Source organism: Edaphobacter modestus (assembly GCF_004217555.1).
Taxonomy (GTDB): domain Bacteria; phylum Acidobacteriota; class Terriglobia; order Terriglobales; family Acidobacteriaceae; genus Edaphobacter; species Edaphobacter modestus.
In genome coordinates, this window is the sequence record NZ_SHKW01000001.1 from 5,429,647 (window position 1) to 5,452,677 (window position 23,031).

At 59.9% G+C, this 23,031-nt stretch carries 23 protein-coding genes; 7 read left to right on the top strand and 16 right to left on the bottom strand.

Annotation, left to right across the window (positions count from 1 at the left end):
• Nucleotides 1-5: 5 nt before the first annotated feature.
• On the bottom strand, nt 6-1,316 hold the full coding sequence (purB, locus tag BDD14_RS22830) for an adenylosuccinate lyase (RefSeq protein WP_130421526.1): 1,311 nt from the start codon (nt 1,314-1,316) through the stop codon (nt 6-8).
• A gap of 200 nt (nt 1,317-1,516) precedes the next feature.
• On the opposite strand from purB, the gene BDD14_RS22835 reads away from it, so the two are divergent.
• Together BDD14_RS22835 and BDD14_RS22840 are read left to right on the top strand one after the other, a co-directional pair.
• On the top strand, nt 1,517-1,984 hold the full coding sequence (locus tag BDD14_RS22835; protein ID WP_130421528.1) for a MarR family winged helix-turn-helix transcriptional regulator: 468 nt from the start codon (nt 1,517-1,519) through the stop codon (nt 1,982-1,984).
• A complete protein-coding gene (locus BDD14_RS22840) occupies nt 1,981-3,921 on the top strand; it encodes a chloride channel protein (protein ID WP_130421530.1) in 1,941 nt (646 codons plus the stop codon). Before BDD14_RS22835 ends, BDD14_RS22840 begins: the two co-directional genes overlap by 4 nt.
• 3 nt (nt 3,922-3,924) lie before the next feature.
• On the opposite strand, the gene BDD14_RS22845 is transcribed toward BDD14_RS22840, so the two are convergent.
• The 6 genes from BDD14_RS22845 to BDD14_RS22870 form a co-directional block, all read right to left on the bottom strand.
• Nucleotides 3,925-4,182 carry a glutaredoxin family protein gene (locus BDD14_RS22845; protein WP_130423529.1) on the bottom strand — a complete coding sequence of 86 codons (258 nt, stop codon included), beginning with the start codon at nt 4,180-4,182 and terminating at the stop codon, nt 3,925-3,927.
• A 21-nt stretch (nt 4,183-4,203) separates the two neighbouring features.
• On the bottom strand, nt 4,204-4,977 hold the full coding sequence (locus BDD14_RS22850; RefSeq protein ID WP_130421532.1) for an SDR family NAD(P)-dependent oxidoreductase: 774 nt from the start codon (nt 4,975-4,977) through the stop codon (nt 4,204-4,206).
• Between the two features lie 28 nt (nt 4,978-5,005).
• Nucleotides 5,006-5,380: a DUF3175 domain-containing protein gene (locus BDD14_RS22855; RefSeq protein ID WP_130421534.1), complete on the bottom strand. Its 375-nt coding sequence runs from the start codon at nt 5,378-5,380 to the stop codon at nt 5,006-5,008.
• Nucleotides 5,346-5,945 carry a tRNA adenosine(34) deaminase TadA gene (gene tadA / locus BDD14_RS22860; protein ID WP_130421536.1) on the bottom strand — a complete coding sequence of 200 codons (600 nt, stop codon included), beginning with the start codon at nt 5,943-5,945 and terminating at the stop codon, nt 5,346-5,348. The genes BDD14_RS22855 and tadA overlap by 35 nt, the downstream gene beginning before the upstream one ends.
• Nucleotides 5,946-5,963: 18 nt before the next feature.
• Nucleotides 5,964-7,313, bottom strand: coding sequence for an amidohydrolase family protein (locus tag BDD14_RS22865; RefSeq protein WP_130421538.1), 1,350 nt, complete (start codon nt 7,311-7,313; stop codon nt 5,964-5,966).
• 69 nt (nt 7,314-7,382) lie between these two features.
• Nucleotides 7,383-8,447 carry an agmatine deiminase family protein gene (locus BDD14_RS22870; RefSeq protein ID WP_130421540.1) on the bottom strand — a complete coding sequence of 355 codons (1,065 nt, stop codon included), beginning with the start codon at nt 8,445-8,447 and terminating at the stop codon, nt 7,383-7,385.
• 673 nt (nt 8,448-9,120) lie between these two features.
• Here BDD14_RS22870 and BDD14_RS22875 point away from each other — a divergent pair.
• Nucleotides 9,121-10,440, top strand: coding sequence for a sugar MFS transporter (locus tag BDD14_RS22875; protein ID WP_130421542.1), 1,320 nt, complete (start codon nt 9,121-9,123; stop codon nt 10,438-10,440).
• Nucleotides 10,441-10,804: 364 nt separating this feature from the next.
• Here the strand turns inward: BDD14_RS22875 and BDD14_RS22880 are convergent, their stop codons facing one another.
• Complete coding sequence (locus tag BDD14_RS22880) at nt 10,805-11,275, bottom strand: hypothetical protein (protein ID WP_130421544.1); 471 nt, start codon at nt 11,273-11,275, stop codon at nt 10,805-10,807.
• Nucleotides 11,276-11,444: 169 nt separating this feature from the next.
• On the opposite strand from BDD14_RS22880, the gene BDD14_RS22885 reads away from it, so the two are divergent.
• The 4 genes from BDD14_RS22885 to BDD14_RS22900 all read left to right on the top strand — a co-directional run bounded on the left by BDD14_RS22885 (nt 11,445) and on the right by BDD14_RS22900 (nt 14,876).
• Nucleotides 11,445-11,936 carry a DUF3455 domain-containing protein gene (locus tag BDD14_RS22885; protein WP_130421546.1) on the top strand — a complete coding sequence of 164 codons (492 nt, stop codon included), beginning with the start codon at nt 11,445-11,447 and terminating at the stop codon, nt 11,934-11,936.
• 124 nt (nt 11,937-12,060) lie between these two features.
• Complete coding sequence (locus BDD14_RS32540; protein WP_207231804.1) at nt 12,061-13,722, top strand: TylF/MycF family methyltransferase; 1,662 nt, start codon at nt 12,061-12,063, stop codon at nt 13,720-13,722.
• On the top strand, nt 13,723-14,121 hold the full coding sequence (locus tag BDD14_RS22895; RefSeq protein WP_130421548.1) for a hypothetical protein: 399 nt from the start codon (nt 13,723-13,725) through the stop codon (nt 14,119-14,121).
• A gap of 2 nt (nt 14,122-14,123) precedes the next feature.
• A complete protein-coding gene (locus BDD14_RS22900) occupies nt 14,124-14,876 on the top strand; it encodes an SDR family NAD(P)-dependent oxidoreductase (protein ID WP_130421550.1) in 753 nt (250 codons plus the stop codon).
• On the opposite strand, the gene BDD14_RS22905 is transcribed toward BDD14_RS22900, so the two are convergent.
• The 8 genes from BDD14_RS22905 to BDD14_RS22940 all read right to left on the bottom strand — a co-directional run bounded on the left by BDD14_RS22905 (nt 14,873) and on the right by BDD14_RS22940 (nt 22,878).
• Nucleotides 14,873-16,198 carry an MFS transporter gene (locus BDD14_RS22905; RefSeq protein WP_242618142.1) on the bottom strand — a complete coding sequence of 442 codons (1,326 nt, stop codon included), beginning with the start codon at nt 16,196-16,198 and terminating at the stop codon, nt 14,873-14,875. The genes BDD14_RS22900 and BDD14_RS22905 overlap by 4 nt on opposite strands.
• 48 nt (nt 16,199-16,246) lie before the next feature.
• Nucleotides 16,247-17,485 carry a mandelate racemase/muconate lactonizing enzyme family protein gene (locus BDD14_RS22910; RefSeq protein WP_130421552.1) on the bottom strand — a complete coding sequence of 413 codons (1,239 nt, stop codon included), beginning with the start codon at nt 17,483-17,485 and terminating at the stop codon, nt 16,247-16,249.
• Between the two features lie 49 nt (nt 17,486-17,534).
• Nucleotides 17,535-18,875 carry a purine-cytosine permease family protein gene (locus BDD14_RS22915; protein ID WP_130421554.1) on the bottom strand — a complete coding sequence of 447 codons (1,341 nt, stop codon included), beginning with the start codon at nt 18,873-18,875 and terminating at the stop codon, nt 17,535-17,537.
• A 36-nt stretch (nt 18,876-18,911) separates the two neighbouring features.
• Nucleotides 18,912-19,196, bottom strand: a complete 285-nt coding sequence (locus tag BDD14_RS22920; protein WP_130421556.1) for an antibiotic biosynthesis monooxygenase family protein — start codon at nt 19,194-19,196, stop codon at nt 18,912-18,914.
• 8 nt (nt 19,197-19,204) lie between these two features.
• The gene (locus BDD14_RS22925; protein WP_130421558.1) at nt 19,205-19,948 is read right to left on the bottom strand and encodes an amidohydrolase family protein; all 744 of its coding nucleotides are present in this window, start codon (nt 19,946-19,948) and stop codon (nt 19,205-19,207) included.
• Nucleotides 19,949-19,973: 25 nt separating this feature from the next.
• Nucleotides 19,974-20,927 carry a cupin domain-containing protein gene (locus BDD14_RS22930; protein WP_130421560.1) on the bottom strand — a complete coding sequence of 318 codons (954 nt, stop codon included), beginning with the start codon at nt 20,925-20,927 and terminating at the stop codon, nt 19,974-19,976.
• Nucleotides 20,928-20,966: 39 nt separating this feature from the next.
• Nucleotides 20,967-21,857, bottom strand: coding sequence for a cupin domain-containing protein (locus tag BDD14_RS22935; protein ID WP_130421562.1), 891 nt, complete (start codon nt 21,855-21,857; stop codon nt 20,967-20,969).
• Between the two features lie 190 nt (nt 21,858-22,047).
• Nucleotides 22,048-22,878 (bottom strand): IclR family transcriptional regulator, encoded by an 831-nt coding sequence (locus BDD14_RS22940; protein ID WP_165420207.1) that lies wholly within the window; start codon nt 22,876-22,878, stop codon nt 22,048-22,050.
• Nucleotides 22,879-23,031: the final 153 nt, after the last annotated feature.

The following is a 23,031-nucleotide window of genomic DNA, read 5'->3' on the forward strand; positions in this document are numbered from 1 at the left end:
ACAGGTTATTTTTTGGTACTGCTTAAAACGCGATTGAAGATGGCATCGACGTTGGCCAGCTGGCGGTTGTAGTCGAAGGCGCGGGCCAATTTTTCCGGCGTGAGACGCGCCGTGATCTCGGGGACCCTGGCTATCTCATCGCGGAAGACCAGATCGTTCTTCCAGGAGTTCATCGCGTGACCCTGAACGAGACGATAGGCATCTTCACGGCTCATTCCGGACTCGGCGAGATCGAGCAACAGTTGGCCGGAGAAGATGAGGCCGCCCGTGGATTCGAGGTTCTTCAGCATGCGCGCCGGATAGACGAGGAGTTTTTCGATGAGGTTGGTCGTCTTGGCCAGCAGGTAGTCGGCGAGGATGGTCGAGTCGGGGAAGATGACGCGCTCGGCGGAGGAGTGCGAGATGTCGCGCTCGTGCCAGAGGGCTACGTTTTCGAGCGCAGTCTGGGCGTTGGCACGCATGACGCGTGCGAGGCCGGAGATCTGCTCGCTGGTGATGGGGTTGCGCTTGTGCGGCATCGCGCTTGAACCCTTCTGCTTCTCGGAGAAGAACTCCTCGGCTTCGCGGACCTCGGTGCGCTGCAGATGACGGATCTCGGTGGCGATCTTGTCGAGGGTGCTGGCGAGGACGGCGAGCGTGGAGATGTAGGCCGCGTGGCGGTCGCGCTGGAGCACCTGGGTAGCGATGTCGGCGGGCTTGAGATCGAGCTCGGCGCAGATGGCCTCTTCGTGCTCGGGCTTGAGGTGGCCGAAGGTGCCGACGGCTCCGGAGAGCTTGCCGACGCGAAGGTCTTCGGCGGCGGCGTCGAAGCGGGCGAGGTTGCGATGCATCTCCGAGTACCAGAGCAGGAGCTTGAGTCCGAAGGTGGACGGCTCGGCATGGATGCCGTGGGTGCGGCCGATGATGGGAGTGTTTTTGAACTCGAGAGCCCTGCGCTTGAGGACCTCCGAGAGTTCGACGATGCCCGCGCGAATAATGACAGAGGCTTCGCGGATCTGGAGAGCCTGCGCGGTGTCGACCACGTCGGTGGAAGTGAGGCCGTAGTGGAGCCAGCGCGAGTGTTCCGGGTTGTTGATGTGCTCGGCGACGGTGGTGGTGAAGGCGATGACGTCGTGGCGGACCTCGGCCTCGATGGCATTGATGCGGTCGACGGTAAAGTCGCCGCGGTCGCGGATTGCGTCGGCGGCCTCCTGCGGCACGAGACCGAAGCGGGCGAGGGCTTGCGAGGCGGCGGCCTCGACCTTGAGCCAGCAGCGGTACTTGTTTTCGTCAGACCAGATGCGGCCCATAGCGGGGCGAGTGTAGCGGGGAATCATAGATGTCTTCCTGAATAGGTCCTGAAGGCGCCTGCGCAATGGCGAGTGTAGCGGGAGATCAAGGTGCGGGCTCTCCAGGGAAGGTAAGGTTCCTTTTTATTTTACTGCGGGATAGGGAGCTGGTATCTGGTGGTGTTTGGGTATGAGTTGGTGGAGAGCTTAAATATATCGTAATGCGATATAATCGTGATGCGACATAAATGGCTGTTCTGACCAAAAAACAGAAGACCGTGCACGCCAAGCCAGAGCGACTGGCCGAGCTGGCGGAGTTTCGCTTCAGGCTTCGGCGGTTTCTCGGCTTCAGCGAAACGGCTGCCGAGGCTGCCGGGATCTCGGCGCAACAATACCAGCTGCTTCAGGTGGTGGCCGCAGTTCCGGAAGGGAGTGAATGTTCGATCTCGTACCTGGCTCAGCGCATGTTGTTACGTCATAACAGCGCCGTGGAGTTAGTGGATCGGGCAGAGCGGTCGGGCCTGGTGCGTCGTGTTGCCGATGTGGCCGATCACAGACGCTCGCTCGTAGAGGTCACCGAACAAGGGAACCGTGTGCTGACCACTCTGGTAGAAGCGCATCTTGCCGAAATAGAGACAGAGGGCCCGGAGCTGCTGCATGCATTACAGCAACTTATCAGCGGCCGCCAATCTGGGAAGAGGAATGGAACACGATGAGCGCTCCCGGAGACAGGCTTCGCGACTATTCGGTTGATGCGCGCGTGCTGTATGTAAGCGTGCTGGCGGCGGTACTGGGGGCTGTAAGCAGCGTACTCGCATGGGCGCTTCTGGAGCTGATCGCGCTTGCCACGAACCTTTTCTACTATCAGCGGTTTTCTTTTGTGGAGGTCGAACCGTCGGGGCACCATATGGGCTGGTGGGTGGCCTTCATACCCGTCATCGGTGGCCTCATCGTGGGTTTGATTGCGCGCTTCGGTTCCCCGAAGGTGCGTGGACACGGTATGCCGGAAGCGGTCGAGGTGATCGTCTTTCAGCGCGGCAGGGTACAGCCGCGGGTCGCGATCCTCAAGCCGCTGGCCACGGCCATCTCCATCGGTTCGGGCGGACCGTTCGGTGCGGAAGGCCCGGTGATCATCACGGGAGGCGCTGTGGGGTCGGTGCTCGGTCAGCTGCTTCCTGTAACCGATTGCGAGCGCACAGTGCTGATGGTGGCGGGAGCTTCGGCGGGCATGGCGGCGGCTTTCAGCTGTCCGATGGCTGCGACCCTGCTGGCTGTCGAGCTTCTGTTGTTCGAGTGGAGACCGCGAAGCCTGGTCCCGGTCGCCATCGCCTGCATTACAGCCGGTGCAATTCGGCGGCTTCTGCTGGGGCCGGGACCGATCTTCCTGATGCAGCCGACCGTCGTCGCGATGCATCATGCGGCGATGCTGGGGGCGCTGCTGATGGGAATGCTTGCCGCGCTGCTGACGACCGGCTTGAGCCGCGCGATCCATTTCTTCGAGACAAAGTTCGAGAGCCTCCCGATCCACTGGATGTGGTGGCCTGCGCTGGGCGGTATCGTGGTCGGGCTCGGTGGCCTGATCTTTCCGCAGTCGCTGGGCGTGGGCTATGACGTGATCCGTCAGCTGCTGAATGAGCAGGTCACATGGAAGCTGCTTGCAGGCATACTTCTGATCAAATCGTTTATCTGGGTGGTCGCTCTGGGATCGGAGACGGCGGGCGGAATTCTGGCGCCGCTGTTGATGATCGGCGGCGCGATGGGCGTAGCTGTCGGGCATCTGCTGACCCCGATCTCCCCCGGTGCCTGGGCGGTTGTGGGGATGACGTCGATCATTGCCGCTTCCCTGGGCGCGCCCCTCACGGCGGCGATGTTTGCGGTCGAGCTGACCCACAACGGCGGTCTGATGCTTCCGGTGCTGCTTGCCTGCGTCACTGCGTATGCGATCAGCGCCTTGCTACAGCCCCGATCGATGCTGACGGAGAGCCTGAGCCGTAAGGGGCTTCACCTCTCCCGCGAGTATGGCGTCGATCCGCTGGAGACGGTGATGGTGCGCGAAGTGATGCACACCAGCGTCTTCGCCCTGCCTGCGAGTGCGACGCGACAGGATGCGATGGATTGGCTCGCGAAGATGAACAAGCGCGGAGGCGAGGCCTGGGCGCACTGGCAGCGTATCTTCCCGCTTCTCGGCGAAGGTGGCGGAATAAAGGCCATTCTGACCCGCGGACAGATGATCACGGCAGCCGAGGCGGGAGATCCTTCCGCGCCCCTGATCAAGGATGGAATCTCTAATCCCGTAGCCGTGGGCCCATGGGAGACGCTGCGCTCGGTCGCTGAAAAGATGGCCGAGTCGAAGCTGCGGTCGTTTCCTGTTACGAACGATGACGGAGAGTTGGTCGGCATCCTCAATATCGAGGACCTGCTTGAGGCTCGTGGCAAAGCCAGCCTCCGTGACCGGGAGCGACAAAGAATTCTTCGTCTTCGCTGGCCTTTCGCGCAGCATGAGAACACCGCGCCGTTCCTCGACCATCTTGTCGACAGCGCGTACGAAAGCGCGAACCGCCATGGGCGTACCGGCGACCGCCGAACTGCCGGGGATAGGGCTCTGAGCGATGATTCCGAGGCGACGGCCATGACGACGCACGCGGAAAAATAGAAATCAGGCGTTGTTTACGCCGAACAGTTGCGCCATCTCGTCATGCAGAAAGCCATAGCCAGGACGGTACGGCTGGACCCATCTTCCGTTGATAACGAATTGAGGGATCGCACGTTTGCCGACGTTCTCGAGGACGAGGTCGGCGGCACCCGGAGTGATTTCGATGTCAACTTCCTGATAAGGAATGTTGTGGGTGTCGAGAAAACGCTTCGCTTCGCGGCAGTCGCGGCACCATGCCGCAGTGTAGACAGTCAACTCCATAGCCATATTTTACGGGACCCTTCACTGCTCGTGATAATTGACGGTGAGACCACCGTCGATGATGTAAGTGCTTCCGGTGATGTAGGAGGCTTCGTCCGAAGCGAGAAAGGCGGTTAGCGCGGCGACCTCTTCAGGCTTGCCCATACGTGCGAGTGGAATGTTTTTGAGCAGGGAGTCGAGCCTGGGCTTGTCGTCGAGCAAGGACTTGTTCATGGGCGTCATGATGGCACCGGGCGCGATGTTGTTGATGGTAATGCCGAGCGGCCCAAGCTCGACGGCGAGGTTTCGCGCTAGCATGCGCATGGCTCCTTTGGAGGAGCAATAGGTGGAGAAGTGCGGGAAGGCCATGTCCTCACGCACGGAGCTGATGTTGACGATGCGGCCCGGACGCTTCGCCTCACGCAAACGTCGGACGAAGGCCTGGGTGAGAAAGAAGACTCCTTTGAGATTTACATTGAGGACCTCGTCATAGTCCTCTTCGGTGACGTCCCAGAAGTCGGCATCCTTCTCGATACCGGCGTTGTTGACGAGAATGTCGCAGCCACCGAGATGTTGCCATGCCTGCTCGACGAGTTTCCGTGTGTCTTCGAGCTTCGAGACGTCGGCGTGCAGGGTGATGGCCTTGCTTCCACCCGCCTCGATCTGCTTCCTGGTATCGTCGGCGCCTTCGGGGTGACTGCGGTAGTCGACGACGATGTTTGCTCCCTCGGTGGCGAGACGGATGGCGATGGACTGGCCGATCCCGGAAGAAGATCCGGTGACGATGGCGACTCTTCCGGAGAGGCGGCCTGGCATGAAACCCCTTTGCGTGAGCGGAACTGTCTTACGCTGCTTTCTTTGTAGCCTTCTTCTTTGTGCGAGTCGTTACCTTTTTCACTGCCTCTCGTGTTGCCTTCTTTGCTGCAGCCTTTTGTGTAGAAGATTTTTGGGCGGCAGGCTTTTCCTTCTGGTCGGCGATGATTCCGGAGAGGATCGTCTTCGCCTTTTTGAGAGCAGTCTTTCGTTCCGCCGGAAGATTCTTTCCGGCTCTGTTGCTATAGAAGGTCAACATCCGCCTACGCGAGCCTGGGCCCTTGGGCGAGATCCTCTTTGAAGCTAATGCTTTGGCGATTGTGGACGGACTTTTTTTGAACAGACCTTCATCGGGATGTGTGGAATCGGTATCAACTTTTGCGGACCATTTTTTCTTCGTCGCCATCGTTGCCTCCGAGGAGGGCCTCCTCTGCATCCATAGGATGCGGGTCGACGCGCTGCCTTCCGCGTCTGGCGAGGAAAAAGTTGCTCAGCATCCGGCTGCACTCTTCAGCCAGAATGCCGGTGCGGACCTCGGTGCGGTGATTGAGCTGCGGGTGATTCATCACTTCGAGAACGCTGCCGCAGGCCCCCGCCTTGGGATCGTCGGCGGCGTAGACGAGCCGTGCGATGCGGGCGTGCAGGATGGCGCTGGCGCACATGGCGCAGGGCTCCAGCGTGACGTAGAGGGTGCAGCCACCCTCCGGCGTAAGCAGGCGGTAGTTGGACAGGGCGCGGCCGGCCTCGCGCATGGCGACGATCTCAGCGTGCGCGGTAGGGTCGCTGTCGCGGAGGACGCGATTCTGGCCGCGTCCGAGAATTGTTTCGCCATCAGCCGCAAGGACGATGGCACCGACGGGGACCTCGCCTGCCGCCTCTGCGGCGCGCGCCTCGGCGATGGCGAGGCGCATCATGCGCTCATCGAAAGCGTCACGCTGTTCGGGGGCGTCAGGCTGTTCGCGCGGTTTCATTCAGTTCCGTGTGGCGATCTAGTTCTGTGGCGGAGTGTTGGGAACGAGGACGCCGTGGTGGTAGACGGCTTCGATGTGACGCGTGTTCCGAACGTCCATCAGAGGATCGGCAGAGAGAATGAGCAGGTCGGCGGAGTAGTCCTGCTTGATGAGGCCGACGCTGAGCTTCGGGTTGAGCTCGTGCAGCAGGCGTCCGTTCTCGCCGGTCGCAAGTGTGATCGCCTGCAGAGGAGTCATGCCGGCCGCGACCAGGTCTTCGAGCTCGCGGTGCTCTGTGAAGCCGGGGATGCGGCCCGGTACTGCGCCAGAGTCAGTGCCGAAGGCGATGCTGACTCCAGCATCGTAAAGAGTTTTGAGATTCTTCATGGCAATCTCGTGGTCTTTCTTCGCCTGCTCGGTCTGCGGTGAGGCAAGAGTCTTCTCGGCGTAGTCAGGGGCCTGGAGCTTTGCGAGGAGCTGTGGGCCGGCGGCCTGCTGGAAGAAGGACGACTTCATGACGTCGGGATCTGAGGCGTAGACGTAAAAGGTTTCGTCCAGAGTGAGGGTGGGGATGTACCAGATCTTGTGAGCGATGAGCGACTGGGCGAAGGCGGGATCGACGGCCTGATCGCGCACGGAGTGAGCGAGGATATCGATGTTTGCGTTGACCAGGCTGCGGGCATCGGCAAGGTTGTAGACGTGTGCGGCAACCTTCATGTGGTGCTTGTGCGCCTCTTCAAGGATGGCGGTGTAGACGGCGGGATCCATCGGAGGAATCTTGCCGTGACCGCTGTCGAGCCAGAACTTGACGAGATCAGCGTGGTGCCCGGCGAGTTCATTGACGTCTTTACGGGCTTCGTCGGCGTTGGCGGGGCGATAGATCTGGTCGGGCGCTACATCTAGGCCGGGCGCGCCGTTGGGCACGCCGAAGCCGCGGCCGGCGGTGAGGAGAGTGGCTCCGCCGAGCTTGCCTGCACGCTGCTGGTCGCGAAGCTCGTAGACCAGATCACGATTGAGGCCGAGCGAGACGATGGTGGTGACACCATAGCGTTCGAACTGGTTGAGAGCGGCGGTGACATTCTCGGTGGTGTAGGCATTCGCCGATGGGGTGGCGTTGTCGAGCAGGATGCCGAGATGCGAGTGCGCGCTGATGAGCCCCGGGATGACGGTCTTGCCGGTGCAATCGATGATGTCTGCATCCTTGGGAGCCTTCTTGAAGGCGGGCTTGACGCTCTCGATGTAGCCCTTGTGGAGTGTGATGTCGACGTGCGGGCGAATTTGAGCCCCGGTGCCGTCGACGAGGGCTGCATCGTGCAGGATGATGGGCTTCTGTTGGGCCGTTGCAGCAATGGCAGCCGAGAACATCAGGGCGCAGGCGATGGTTCGCATCAGGTCTCCGAAATTAATTACGAAACGTAACAGTAAAACATCTTTGGATGCCAGCGTAGGCGAATCGGTTTACGCAGGCTCTTGTTGTGTCATGCAGTGTAGCGCGCCGAGACCCCAGATGAAGTCAGTGCAGTGGATTCCGGTGACACGACGGTCTGGGAAGCAGCCGGCGATGATGTTGAGGGCATGGCGGTCGTTGGCGTCGTTGAAGGTGGGGACGAGGACGAGGTCGTTGGCGATGTAGAAGTTCGCGTAGCTGGCCGGGAGGCGCTGGTTATCGAAGACGACCGGCGCGGGCATGGGCATCTCGACGATTCTGAAGGGCTTGCCGTCGAGGTTGCGGGCGGAGCGGAGGCGGTCGAGGTTTTCGGCGAGAGGGAGATGGTTCTCGTCGTGGGTGCTGGGCTCGACGCAGGTGAGGATGGTGTCCTCGGCGACGAAGCGGGTGATGTCGTCGACGTGACCGTGCGTATCGTCCCCGGCGGTGCCTCGATTGAGCCAGATGGTGTGGTCGATGCCGAGGTAATCGTGGAAGGCCTGCTCGAGTTGTTCGCGGGAGACGCCGGGGTTGCGCTGCTGGACGTCGGAGAGGAGGCACTCTTCGGTGGTGAGAAGGACGCCTGCTCCGTTGGTGTCGATGGAGCCGCCTTCGAGGACGAGGCGGTGATCTTTGCCATCTTCGCCGGTGATCTTCGGCTGGAACTCCTCGAGGCCGTAGAGTTTGGCGATGTGGTGCGGGATCTGGTCGTCGCGGCGCCAGTTGTCGTACTTGGCCCAGGCGTTGAAGCGCCAGTTGGTGAGGGCGAGCTCACCCTGGGGATTTTTGACGAAGATGGGGCCGGAGTCGCGGAGCCAGACGCGGTCGGTCTGCCAGGGGTGGAAGTGGAGGCGGGCCATGTTGGCTCCGGCGCGGAGAAGGATGCGGCGGGCGCGCTTCTCCGAGCCTTCGTCGTTGACGAGGATGTGGACGTCTTCGCAGCAGGAGAGGTTGCGAACGATCTCGGCGTAGACCCAGGCGATGGGCTGGAATTTTCCGGGCCAGTCCTCGGCGTTGTGGGGCCACGCGATCCAGGTGGCGGTGTGGGGAGCCCATTCGGCGGGCATGCGGAGGTTCCGGTCGCGAGGTGTAGTCATCTGGCTCTTTATCTTCTTCCGTAAGTGACTGGAGAGCGTCCCCTCCCCCGTCTTAAGTGTGCAAAATATTCAAACGATGTAAGTTAGGTCGGTACCTGTGAAGTTTAAACGACGCGTGCCCGGTGTTTCGGATGGGCATGCGCTCCGGTTCAGTCCCTGATTTAAGTATAGCGGGGGAGGGGAAACTGATCGGCACTGGCAATGTGACTGATGGATGAAGGTTTAGGTCTTGTGGAGACTTGACAGGTTTTTGGCAGGGCGCCGTGAAGGAAAGCGGGCGGTGGCGTTAGGTAGTGGAACCGCAGATCCTTCGACTTCGCCTCTCGCGATAAAACTACGAGAGGCTTCGCTCAGGATGACACTCTTCCGGGGTGGGTTCTGCCGCATTTTCAGGATGACACTCTTCCGGGGCGCGGGTTTCTGCCGCATTTTTAGGATGACACTCTTCGGGGGCATGGGTTTTTCTGCCGCATTTTCGAGAGTGGCATGTGGGATCGAGTCTGGGGGATCTGGCGATGGCTTTGCGGGAGGAGTGGTCGGCTCTGGGAAGCGCGTCGGGCCATCGAAGCGTTGGGGTCCGCCCTGGGAAGCATAGGGCCATCGAAGCGTATTAGGATGGGATGGGCTGGAAGAGTTTAACCGTTTTATTGCCCGGCAGAGGTTACCCAGAGATATGGCCATCGGCGTTGGAACAACAGCAGCCACGACACAGTACTCCGGAGCGCGCAAGACCGACATCCGGGCCATGAGCATCGCGACGATGCTCTTTTTCATGTGGGGCTTTCTGACGTGCCTCAATGACATCCTGATTCCGCACCTGAAGGGCATTTTTGACCTGAACTACGGGCAGGCGATGCTGGTGCAGTTCTGTTTCTTCTCGTCGTATTTCATCTTCGCGCTGCCGGCGGGCAAGCTGGTGGAGTGGCGCGGCTACAAGGGAACGATGGTGATCGGCCTGCTGGTGATGGCGGCGGGCGCGTTTCTGTTCCTTCCAGCGTCGACGGCGGCTTCGTTCGCCCTGTTTCTTTCGGCTCTGGTGATCCTGGCGGCGGGAATTACGAGTTTGCAGGTGGCGGCGAATCCTTATGTGGCGAACCTGGGACCGCCGGAGACCTCGGCGGCGCGCCTGAATCTGGCCCAGGCGTTCAACTCCTTCGGAACGTTTGTGGCTCCGTTCTTTGGCGGCGCGTTGATTCTGAGCTCGACCCAGGCGACACAGGAGAGGCTGCAGTCGTTTTCCGCCGCGGCGCTGCAGCAGTACCGGATGGAGCAGGCCTCTTCGGTGCGGCTGCCATATATGGGAATCGGGCTGACGCTGGTGCTGCTGGCGATCTCGTTTGCCGTGCTGAAGATGCCGACGATGGACTTTACGCGCGACATCCGTCCCGGCGAGCTGGATGCGGATACGACCGGAGACAGCATCTGGAAGCATCCAGTACTGCTGGCGGGGGCGCTGGGGATTTTTGTATATGTCGGGGCAGAGGTGTCGATCGGGAGCTTCCTGGTGAACTACTTCGGGCTGCCGGATATTGCGGCGTTTTCGGAGAGGACGGCGGCGAAGTACGTCTCGCTGTACTGGGGCGGGGCGATGATCGGGCGGTTTATCGGGTCGTGGCTGCTGACGAAGCTCAAGACGAGCACGGTGCTGGGAACGGCGGCCGTGGTGGCGTTCGGGCTGGTGGTGATGTCGATCCTGACGCATGGGCATACGGCGATGTGGGCGATTCTGGCGGTGGGGCTGTTCAACTCGGTGATGTTTCCGAGCATCTTCACGGTCGGGCTGTCGGGGCTGGGGCCGCTGACGAGCAAGGGCTCGAGCCTGATGGTGGCGGCGATTGTGGGCGGTGCGCTGATTCCGCTGGCCGAGGGACATCTGGCGGATAAGATCGGCGTGCAGCACGCATTTGTGATTCCGGCGGTCTGCTATATCTACATTGCGCTGTTTGGGTATCTGGGGGGAAGACGGGCGGAGCGTGAGGTTGGGCTGGCTTGAGGAGGCTCTGCTTCCTGCCTGCTCTGACTGCCCTCCATTGCCACCGATACGATGAGATTGCGTGAATGGGCACCCGACATCTGGCGTCTTTGCGCGGCGGCCTCATTCATGCGATGAGACTGCATGAATGGGGCGGAGAACCACTGCGATTCTTCGCTTTGCTCAGAATGACGTGTCGAAAAAGTGGGATTTAGACTAAAGCCCCTTTTCTTTTCGTGCAGCAGAGAGGGCCAAGCCTGGAGGCTTGCCGGTACCTGGAAGCGGTTCGCGTTTTCCGCGCGAATATCCCACTCAAGCGGTGAAACCGCGTGAATGGGGCACCCGAGATAAGAGATCCGTATCAATGGGGCCGGGATCCTGCCGTCTACTTCTCCTTGAAGATGAGATAGGTGGTGGTGGTACCGGGGGGAACCTTGACCCAGTGCGGTACACCGGCGGGGACGTGGACTGTGTCTCCGACGTGGAGGACGATCTCCTGGCCGCCGTCCACAGACGGGCCACGGGTTTCGCCCTCCTGGCCAGCGAGCGTGTGGCCGCCTTTCATCGCTCCTCCGGTGACAAGAGTGACCGTTCCTTTGGTGATGTACATCTGGTCGGCCCATCGGTCGTGAAGCTCGGCATCGCCGGTATGAACGCGGACGACCATGAGGGTGCGGGCGGAGCCGAAGTCGTCGATGGTGTCTATTCCTACACCGGAGGGACTGGATTTGGCGGTGGCAGTCAATCTGGTCTCGACCTGGGCGAGATCGGTTGCGGAGTGGAGGGTGGCGGCAGACTGAGCGAACAGCGGAGCTGCAGCGAATAGAGCGAGTGCAGAGAGTTTGAGAGAGAGCATCGGTCCTCTTTTCGAAGTGGAGAAATTGTACTTGCCCGGCGGTAGACGCCTTGAAGGTGTTTGCGTACCCGGAGGTGTCTGCGCTTTGGCGTTTGGTTACAGGGGGGATGTGAAAAGCGAGAGATGGGTAAGGAGCCTAACCCTTTTCGCTGTTGGTCGTCTGGTAAAGATGCTGACTGTCTTGTTTCTTTCTGCCTTTCTATTTGTTTCGCAAACGACTGACTCGACCTTACCCCCTTCGGGAGCTCATGTGGTGTACCTCACTGCGGGGCACGGGGTACAGATTTACGAGTGCATGCAGCAGGGGTCGGGGTTCGCCTGGATCTTTCAGGCTCCTGTAGCGAAGCTCTTCGACCTTTCGACGCATAAGCAGGTTGGAACCCATGGTGCGGGTCCTGTTTGGACCTGGCAGGATGGAAGCTCCGTCTCAGGTAAAGTTCTGGTGAAAGCTCCGTCGCCTGACTCCGCCAGCATTCCGTGGCTCCTGCTTTCGGCGACTCCTTCCGAAAGCCCCGCCGGGGCGCTCTCGAAGGTTACCCTGGTTCGCCGGTCCGATACTCACGGGGGCGACGCGCCCAGCACCGGTTGCGATGTGGAACATGCGGGCCGGTCTTTGCGCGTTCCTTATACTGCGATTTACAGCTTCTACAGCGTGCAGTAGAAGGTAACTTGCAATTACACGTTCGTGAAAAACCGTCCCGGCACACCTGTCTGAATTAGATTTCTCACACGAGAGGGGCCATTCGTTTGGCCTGCGGGATGCTTCCTCGGTCGTCAGGATTACCATGGCTGACTACCTGATCTCGATCATTCGTCCTAGCGGTTACATTCACAGCTCCTGCTTTCAGGAGGTTGCCGAGACTTTGCATTTCGCTTTGAAGGCGCTTGGTCATAGAGCGGCCGTCATCGAGAACATCGTCGATCGTCAGGCGACGAATATCATCCTGGGAGCTCATCTGCTCAGCGAGGCGGAGATGAAGACGCTTCCCGAGGGAACCGTGATCTATAACCTGGAGCAGCTGGGAGCGAGCCATCTTTCTGAGGCGTATCGCCGGTTGGCGGAACGGCATACGATCTGGGACTACAGCCCGGTGAACCTGGAAAGGTGGAAGGAGGCCGGGTGTCTCTATCCGCCGCGCCTGGTCGAGATCGGATATGCTCCGGAGCTGCGCCGTATCGTCTCGCAGGCGGAGCAGGATATCGATGTGCTGTTCTATGGCTCGGTGAATGAACATCGCCGGAAGATTCTGCTTCAACTGGAACAGGCCGGGATCAACGTTCACTGCGCCTTCGGTGTGTATGGGAGGGAGCGGGATGCGCTGATTGCTCGTGCCAGGGTGGTGTTGAACCTTCACTACTATGAGACGAATCTCTTTGAGATCGTGCGTGTGAGCTACCTGCTGGCGAACTCGAAGGCCGTCGTGAGCGAGCCTTCGCCGGATATGGGAACGTATGCGGATGCGGTTGCGGTGTTTCCGGCAGAGAAGATAGTTGCAGGATGTCTGGAGCTAGTTCGCGACGAGCGGAGGCGGAGGGAGTTGGAGCAAAGGGGATTCGTACATTTCTCGCAGCGCTCGGCGGTGCGGATTCTGGCGGAGGTGTTGCCTCAGCCTGCCAATCACGAGCAGAGTCTGCAGGAGTTATACCTGGATTTGGTGCAGCGGTGTTTGATCAATGTGATCTATGAGGACCCGAATCAGGATCGCTGGTCGCCGCACGAATACCGGAATGAGCTGCGCCAGCTGGGCCGGGACTGGCCATCGCAGGCGCACAGCATGATCGGCAATGCGAGGATGACGAATCTGCGACGCATCGCGGAGTATGTGCTGGAACAGAAGATTCCGGGTGATTTTATCGAGACGGGTGTGTGGCGGGGTGGGGCCTGCATCATGATGCGGGCGGTGCTAAAGGCTTATGGAGTGACGGATCGGAGGGTATGGGCGGCGGACTCCTTCTGCGGGCTTCCGAAGCCGAGTCCGGACGTGGCCGCGGACTGCGGGGACATGCACCATACGTTTTCGGAGCTTGCGATCTCGCGGGAGCAGGTGCAGGCGAACTTCATGAAGTATGGGCTGCTGGACGATCAGGTCGGGTTCCTTGAAGGATGGTTCTCGGAGACGCTGCCGTCTGCGCCGATCGAGGAGTTGGCGATCCTGCGGCTGGATGGGGATATGTACGAGTCCACGATGGATGCGCTGGTTCATCTGTATGACAAGGTTTCGCCGGGCGGCTTCGTGATTGTGGATGACTATGGAGCGGTTCCGGGATGCCGAAAGGCAGTGGAGGACTTTCGTGAGGGCCGGAAGATAGGCTCTCCTATTCAGGAGATCGATGGCTATGGAGTTTTCTGGCAGAAGATGGGGGCTGCGTCGGGAGTCTTGCCTAGGCCGGAGTGGAAGGGGTTCGAGCTTTGCTCGAATGCCGACTCATACGATGAGACTGCATGAATGGGCCACCCGGCCACCCGTCCTTCTTTAGTGGTTCGGTTCTTAGACGGGTTCTGCGGTTTGGGATTCGAGCAGGCTGCGGGGCTCATAGGTGCACTTGGAAAGCCCGAGTTCATTAAGGGGACCTGGATTCGAGAGGGCGCCGTAGTTGTGGACGCGGGCTCACATCCGGGAAAAGTTGGCGATATCGAACTCTCTTCCGCTATCGGAAGTTGTTCTGCAAATACTCCGGTCACGGGCGGCGTGGGGCCTATGACGATTGCCACCCTGATCTCCCAAGCCGTGGACGCGGCAGAAGTCCAGCCCGGCGCTCAAATCCTTCCAAATCGCTTTGGTTCATCACCCTTCAGGTTTTACATCAGAGAACCAGCCTGCGTTATAACTATCTCGCGGAGATAGACGTGAATCATATTGATCTGAACGGACGCCATGCTGTGATTACAGGGGGCGCGCAGGGCATTGGGTTCGCCATTGCGGAGCGAGTGGTTGCCTCAGGAGCCTCGGTCGCGCTGTGGGACAGGGACGCGGCGCTTTTGCAAAGTGCATCGGAAAAGCTACAGAACGCTGGAACGGTGACGACGGAGGTAGTGGATGTTTCGGATGCTGCGAACATCGATGCCGCTGTAGCGCATACAATTACGCGGCACGGCGCGATCGACATCCTGGTAGCGAGTGCAGGGATTGCGGGGCCGAATTTTAAGACATGGGAATACCCAATTGACGCATGGCGCCAAGTAATGGAGATCAATCTCACGGGGATATTTCTTTGTTGTCGCGCGATCGTTCCTGGCATGGTCGAACGCAACTATGGACGCATCGTGAATATTTCTTCGATTGCGGGCAAGGAGGGTAATCCGACGGCATCCGGTTACAGTGCATCGAAGGCGGGAGTGATTGCATTGACCAAATCGCTCGGTAAAGAGACTGCGAGCTACAACATTGCGGTGAACTGCATTACACCCGCAGCAGCGAAGACGCGCATTTTTGAGCAGGTAAGCCAGGAGCACATCGACTTTATGCTCTCGAAGATTCCGCGCGGGCGCTTTCTTAAAGTAGAAGAGGTGAGTGCGATGGTGGCGTGGCTGGTCTCGGAGGAGAACTCGTTCACCACGGGGGCAGTGTTCGATTTGAGCGGGGGCAGGGCGACGTACTAGTTCTGCTGAAGCGTTGGCTCGAGGACGTTGGCCGGTAGCGCGAGGCTGCGGGTGGGGTCGACTAACAGCCACGACAATGCGCCGACTACAGCTAGTCCGGCGGCGGTGAAGAATGCTGTGTGCCATCCCAGGCGCGCGGCGAGGAATGGTGTGAGGGATGTGGCGACGGCGCCGCCGACCTGCGCACCCATGTTCATGATTCCGGAGGCAAGGCCTGCGTATTCGCCTGCGAAGTCGGCGGTGATGGCCCAGAAGCAGCTCTGTGCGATGTAGAGGACACCGGCGCCGAGCGCGAGCACAATGCCTGCTGTACTCGCTTGTTCTGCGCGGGAGCCTGCGATGAGCAGTACGGAGGTGGTGGCCATGGCGAAGCAGGGGAGGATGCAGCGGCCAGTTCGCAGGCTGAAGCGCAGTGCAAGCCAGTCGCTGGCGACGCCGCCTCCCATGGCACCGATAGTCATACCGATGAAGGGAAGGATGGAGTAGACGGCGCTGGTCTTGAGGTTGAGTCCGCGGGCCTGGGCGAGGTAGATGTAGAACCAACCGAAGAAGACCCAAGCGACGTAGCCAAAGGCCAGGTAGCTGAGGGTGAGAGCGAGGATCTCTTTACTGGAGAAGATGCGACGCCAGGGGACGCTGCGCTTCGCGGATTCGGTATGCTCCGGCCCGCGCCCGGCTCGAATGAGCGCGAGTTCCTTTTCGCCCACGCGCGGGTGCTCTTCGGGCGTGTCTCGCGCGGAGAGGTACCAGACGATACCGGCGATGATGCCGCAGACGGCGCTGAACCAGAAGGAGGCCCGCCAGCCGAAGTGCAGGATGATGGCGGTAACGATGGGCGGCGTGAAGCCGGAGCCGACGCCAACTCCGCCGAAGATGATGCCGTTGGCCTTTCCGCGCTCGGGCACGGGGAACCACCGCTCCACGAACTGGCTTGCGGCAGGGTACATGGTGGCCTCGCCGGCACCGAGCGCGAACCGCACGAGGATGAGGACGGCGACTGCGTTGCCGATGGAGGGCGGGACAAGTGTGGTGAGAACGGTGAAGATTCCCCACCAGACTACGGCGAAGGTGAGTAGCCGCCGCGAGCCGAAGCGATGCGCCAGCAGCCCGGCGGGGACCTGGAAGACGGCGTATCCGATCAGGAAGGCGCTGAAGATCCAGCCGAGATGGGTGTTGTCGATCGCGTACTCGTGGCTGATCTGGATTCCGGCGATCGAGATGTTGGTCCGGTCGAGGTAGGCGACGGAGCTGAGAAGAAAGAGAAGGACGACGAGGAGGTAGCGCATGGGCAGAGCGGTGGCGGGCTTCCGGTTCTGTATCATGCGCCTTCTGATCTCACTCTTACTGCTGTTCGTGGCTTCGTTGGATATCTACCAGTTGGTGATGGAACCATCCGGACGGAAGTAAGTCTGCGCGCGCGCGGTGACGGGTTCGGTGAACTCGGCGATCTGGGTCAACTGTTTGAAGTCCAGCTCAACTCCTAGTCCAGGCCTTTCGTTTGCAAACAGTTTTCCGTCTTTGAAGTCCAGGCAGACGGGAAGATGAGGCAAAGTACGGCCCTGATAGTTGTATTCCATCAGGACGGGTCCTGAATAGGTGCCGAGGCAATTTACGAGTGCGGCAGTCGCGATGGGGCCGGTAAAGTGGGGGACGATTCCGATAAAGTGGGTCTCGCAGAGTGCGGCGATCTTCATCATCTCGGTGATTCCGCCGACGTTGGGCAGGGTGGCGCGCACATAGTCGATGCTGTGGTTTTCGACGAGCGGGTTGAAGTCCCAGCGGTTGCCCCACTCTTCGCCTGCGGCGAGGGGAACGTTGACCTTGCTGCGGAGGGTGGGGACGTCCTGCAGGAAGGCTTCGGCGCGGACGGGGTCTTCGACGAAGAGGGGGTTGTACTCTTCGATGAGATTGCAGCCGCGGATGGCGTCGGCGAGATCGAAGCGCTGATGGAAGTCGATGCACCAGTCGCCGTCTGGTCCGACTCCTTCGCGTACTTGCCCGCACTCTTCGCGGACCTTGTTGATGCGCTCGCGGGTGTTGAAGGTGGTGTTGGCTTTAGTGTCGGCGGCGCCGAAGCGGAAGGCGCGGTAGCCGGCCTCGACGGTGATACGGGCGCGGTCTTTGATGGGCATTCCCTGGGTAATGCCGGGAATGAGGCCGGCGGTGTTGTAGCACTCGACGTGTTTACGGACCATGCCGCCCAGTATTTCGTGTACGGGCAGCTTGAGCACTTTGCCTTTGATGTCCCAGAGGGCGAGATCGAGCGCGCCGATGGCGTCTGTCTTCTCTCGTCCCGGAGGATAGAAGAAGGCGCGATTCATATCCTGCCATAGCTGTTCGATGTATTGCGGGTCGCGGCCGATGAGGCGGCCGGCCGACTGGGCCAGCGTGTCTTTCGATCCGCCTTCGCCAATACCAGTGATACCCGCGTCAGTTTCGATGGTGACGACGACGTCGCTCTGGTTGAAGAGCGGATTCGGGTTGGGCGGAAAGTAGGCACGCACGCGCGTGATCTTCATCTTTGGAAGTGAAGCGAAGGCAGGAAAGCTGCCCGCTGCAGCGGAGAGCGCTGTTGCCGAGAGGGATTGAAGGAAGGTTCTTCGATTCATGAGAGGGTTACTCCTGCCGGGTTCGCGGTATTCGTTATGGAGAAAGAGTTCAGACGGATAGTTGCTGCGGCGTGTTGCTTCCTGCTTCAACTACAGGAGAACGCATACCCACCTTGGCGAGAACAAGATAAATGATGAAGCCTACGAAGAAGGAATAGAGACTGGAGGGGTTGTCGGCCTTGAGGAGTGCGGGCGGCAGGCCGGGGATGTGCTCGGGAATGCCGACGAGGAAGCCGATGAGCCAGGCGATGTATCCTGCCCAGTTGATACCGATCCGCGGTCCGCTCCAGCGGCGTCCAGCGAGGAGGTAGTCGGCAGCCATCGCGCCGCAGATGGGGCCAAACGACGCGGCGACGAGGCTGAAGAAGCCGACGAGGTTGTTTGCGACTCCAGTGGCCGCGAGGAGGATGCTGATGGTGAGAGCGATGAAGGTCGAGACCATGCGCGGGATCTTCGGCAGCATGGTGCTGAAGCTGTTCGATGCGATGAACGACGAAAAGCAGGTAGGCACCATGGAGGCGATAGCGAAGAGGAAGAACATTACTGGAGCCAGAGTGCCGACGCTGGCAATGGCAGCCGTGTAGTCGTAACTCGTGGGACCGATGCCGCGTCCGAGATACCCTGCGATGGAGAGAAGTGGAAGGCCGCCTGCGATGAGCGCGCCGCCGACGATTCCGAGCGAGCCACCGAGGAGGATGTCTTTGCGGTTGCGATTGTTCATCCCGAAGTCCGCCCCTGCGGCTCCTGCTGTGGCGAAGTAGCCGATGACGATGCTAAGGACGTTGAGGAAGCCGGTCAGCGGCTGCGTGTGCGCCGGCTGGTAGCGTGCGATGCCGTCGCGGTTGGCCCAGAAGACGATGAGGACCATGAAGAGCGGGACCCAGTTAAGGAACTTCGCGACGCGCGCGACGTGGTGGATGCCTTTGATGGCGACCCAACCCAGGCTGTAGACCCAGACGACGACGAGCACGCAATAGAGGGTTCGCGAGGTGAGGTTCAGCCCTTTCATGATGAAGTCTGCCGAGACGGCTCCGATTACAGCGACCCAGCCGATCTGGAGGAAGCCCATCATGAGTCCCGGAATGAAATAGCCGCCCGAGGTTCCGAAGGTAGAGGAGCCGACGACATAGAGCGGCCGTCCGCTCTGCATGCCGAGCATCGCTGGCACCCAATAATAGAGTGCGAAACAGAGCAGGCCGGCGACGAGGAGAGCGAGCAGGCAGAGGCCAAGACTGGCGTATCCGATCGTCGGCTCGGCTATCTTCAGATAGAAGCCAACCCAGAGGAAAATTCCGAAGTAGGTGGGGAAGGTGCTGCTGTACCACGGTACCCGCGCAGATGTTGGCACGGGAACGGAGCTGGAGATGTAGTCGGGGACGGCACGCTGCATAGAAGAGCCTCATTTTCCTTTTTTATCGAAGCAGCTCTAGATAGCGGTGTATCCGGCGACGGCGTAGTTCTCGCAGAGATCTTCAACGAGCGGCCAGACCTCCTGATGCAGATCGGTGGCCACCCATTTTTGCTGCGAAGCCCACTGATCGAAGCTCAGGCACAAGCGGTAGCTGGTTTCGTCATCATTCGAGCGCAGAAGCTCTGCTGCGACGAAACCACTTTGTGCCGATATGGCCCGGTAGAAGCGCTCGACGAAGGTCTTTTCGAGATTAGCCTGCGACCCGGACTTCACCTTGAGTTCAACATGCAGAACGAACATGGGCCTCCTTACCACTTCAAGTTGAAGACTTCGACGGCTGTCTGGCCCATGACCTTGTTGTAAACCTCGGCTTCTAGATCCAGCGCGCGGTACTTTGCGAACTCGACGGGAACGTTGCTTGGGAGGTCGGCTCCCATCATGACGCGGTCGGGGCCGATGGTGTTGATCATCCAGCGGATGTCTTCGCCGAGGCACCAAGATGTTTCGAGGTACAGATTGTCGCAAATGGAGGCCGCTACCTGGGCTTCTGCGGAGACGATTCCTCCGCCGGCGTGGGCGAGGACGATCTTGAGGTCGGGGTACTTGTTGGCTGCGGGGATGCAGAGCGCGGGGAGCGAGAAGGGAATTCCGGCGCCGGTGTGGACCATGCAGGGGATTCCGAGTGCATGCGCGGTGGCGAAGACCAGGTCGCCGTCCTCGGTGAGCGGGTTTACGCCGTGACCGATGGTGTGCAGCTTGACGCTGACGAACTTGAGCTCCTTGATGCAGCGCTCAACCTCGCGTTCGTACTTGTCGCGGCCGACGTGTGGGCTGAGGCTGGCGAGGCCGAAGAAGCGGCCGGGATGCTTCGCACAGAGTTCGGCGATCTCGTCGTGGCGATGCACGTAGTCCCTGGCTCCGGGAAAGGGCTGCACGATGGTGGCGTCAACGCCGCACTCGTCCATGCGGCGGATCATATCTTCCTCGGTACCGTAGAGGCCGAAGACGCAGCACTCGCCGAGATGTGCGTGGGTGTCGATTACCTTAGGCATTGCGAAGGCTCCTTGTTGGTTGAACTCATTTTTTTTCTGTCGGTACGAGGCCGGTCATCCCGGTTGGCGAGGTCATGTACGCTTCCTTGGCGGCCATATCGCGTGCGATACCAAAGATCATGAACTCGAGTGGCGCGGAGCCGGTGCTGGCAAATGATTTCGTCTCACCGAGGCCGGCGGGGACTGCGTCTCCCGCGTGGATCGCGGCTTTTTCGCCGTTGAGCGTGACCGTACCCTCACCAGAGAGCACGAAATAGACCTCACTCATATCAGGCTGTGTGTCAGGACCGACCGAGGTGTCTGGCGGAAGGAGCAGATGATCGACATAGGACCACGAGGAGAAGAAGACGCTGGGGTTGAGTGCGCGTCGATACTGCACGGTGCCGCTGCCACCATGCATGTTGGAGACGGGCTTCAGCAAGGAACGGTCAAGATGCATCGCGATGAAGGTCGGGATTGGATCGACGGGGGCTCCCACTCGTGGGTCATCGAGGTTGAAGGCATCGTAGAAGCCCTTCGTTAGGCCGATGTTGATGTTCATCCACTGGACGGTCTTGCCGGAAGTGTTGGAGATCGCGTGCGAGTGCCCGAGACGAGCGGGCGCTCCTGCCGGCCCTTTGAGCACGGAGGTGCGGCCGTCGATAGTGAACTGCGATTCGCCGTCGAGGATGATGAACATCTCTTCGCAGTGATTGTGGAAGTGCGCTCCTATGCCTCCATTGGGGGGAAGCACGCCGCGATGCAGAAAGAAGAGGTTTGTGCCGAGGTTGAACTTCGCGGACTGCGAGCTCTTGACGTCGAAGAGCGCCATGTAATCCATGGGGCCGGAGCCGTTGTGGACCGAGGTGAGGTGCTGATACTTTGCGGGGTCGGTGTGCGCGATCCGTTGCGCCAGCTCTGGCGATTGTTGCGCCAGGGATGCGATCGGAAGGGCGAGAAGGGAACAGAGCGTAATCCGCGCAGTTTTACCGGTCAGCATTCTTTCTCCCTTCATAAAGCAGCTCATGGAGCACTGTTTTCAGTGGTGTGCGGGAGCACCGAGTTCCGTGTCGAGTACGTTCTTCTGCGTCGAGATGCCGACGACCATCAGCTCAAGATCGCCGCTGGTGCTGGTTAGAGAGTGCGGCTCGTTGAGGCGGATGGGGACGGCATCGCCCTTGTGGATCTCCGCGGTTTCGTCGTTGACACGTACCTGGCCGTCTCCGTTGAGGACGTAGTAGATCTCCTCGACTCCGCGATGGCGGTGCAGGCCCTCGGAGGCGCCAGCGGGAATGAGTAGGTGATCGACATAGGCCCAGTTGGTGAGGAAGACGTCTGGGTCGAGCGCGCGACGGTAACGGACCGTGCCCTCGCCGCCGTTGTGATTCTTGATGGGTGCGAGCAGCGCCTTATCGAGCTTCATGGTCATGAAGACGGGTGTCGCATCCTTGGGAGCGCCTACGCGAGCATCGCCGAGGTTGAAGGCATCATAGTGTCCCTTGATCGAGGCGACGTTGATGTTCATGAACTCAACCGGCTTGTCGGAGGGGTTATAGATCGCGTGGGAGTGGCCCATCCGGACGGGGGCGCCGACGGTTCCGCTGAGTGTGGAGGTGCGGCCGTCGACGGTGAACTCGGCCTGACCATCGAAGACGATAAACATCTCTTCGGTGGAGTTGTGGAAGTGATGGCCGACGCCGCCGCCGGGCATGATCTGGCAGCGGTGCATGAAATTGAGATTGATGTTGAGTGCAGTGGGGGAGACGAGGAGCTCACAGGCCATGTCGCCGGCACTGTCGTGAGAGCGACTGTGCTTGTATTTGCTTGGGTCGGTGTGGCCGATTCTGGAGGCGAGCGTCATCTGTGCTGCAAGATTGTGGGTTGCAAGCGCAGAAATGGCGAGAAAGAGAGAAAGACGGGATGTCCGCATCACGCTTGTAAAGAACCCTTTAGAAGATGTTCGCGAAACCTGGTTTCACGACAGCGGGGACTTTATAGGTGACGGATTACCAACGTCAAGTGAAAATTGCAACTTTCGTCAAGAAAACGAACTTTTGTTCAAAATACGTAGAACATGAGTTAGATGAGAGAGGTTTATCGATAGAAGAGGCTTCGGTCGCCTACAGGTCGCGAGCAAGAGTCAAGGCGGTCGCCCGGAGAGCGGCGATGATGGACGCTTCGTGCTCCTCGCCGCGCAGACGGAACTTCGGCATGGAGAGACTGATGGCTGCGGAGACCTCGTCACCGGGACCAAAGACCGGCACAGAGAAGCAGATGCCATCATTGGCGCACTCCTCGCGGTCTACGGCAAATCGTTGAGCGCGGATGTTCTCGAACTCGTGGGCCAGGTCGCGAGGGTCGGTGATGGTGTGGTCGGTGAAGCGGTAGATCTTGAAGCTGCGCAGCAACTTCTCCCGTCCTGCGGGGGGCTGGAAGGCGGTGATGGCCTTGCCCAGAGAGCTGGCGTTGGGCGGCAAGATGTGGCCGACGACGTTGCTCATTCGGATGACGTGAGGGCTCTCGATGACGGCGACGACCTCGATCCTGTTCTCGAACAGGGCAGCCAGACTTACGGTTTCCGTCGTCTCGTGAGTGAGCGCCTGCATGTGCGGCACGGCGATCCGCACGAGTTTGCTGAGCCATTGGGTTGGCGTGACGGCATGGATGCCGGGGGCCAACTTATATTGTCCGCGGCCGTCCTGGGCCACATAGCCGGTAGCTTCCAGGGTCTTCAGCAGGCGAAATGCTGAGGTCTTGGAGAGCCGCAAACGCTGGGCGATCTCATTCATGGACATAGAGTTCCCTTCGTTTTGCAGGAACTCGAGTGCTTCCAGTGCCTTGCTGACGGCGCGAGAAAAGTACTTATCGTGCGGCGAGTCATCGACGCGCTTGGCCGCTACTAACTTCCGGACTGTCTTGGGCTTCACCATAAGGGCTTGTACAGGTTTCATCTTATCTGAAAGCACTTTGCAATTCATTTGAGAGGGTACGTTAGGCTTTTCCGCTCTTTTATGTCAAATTACGAAATTCATTTCAATAAATGATTGCAATTTTAGTTTTTTGAGATATAGAGTGATCGGCGCAATGAACTCAGCATTCCCCTG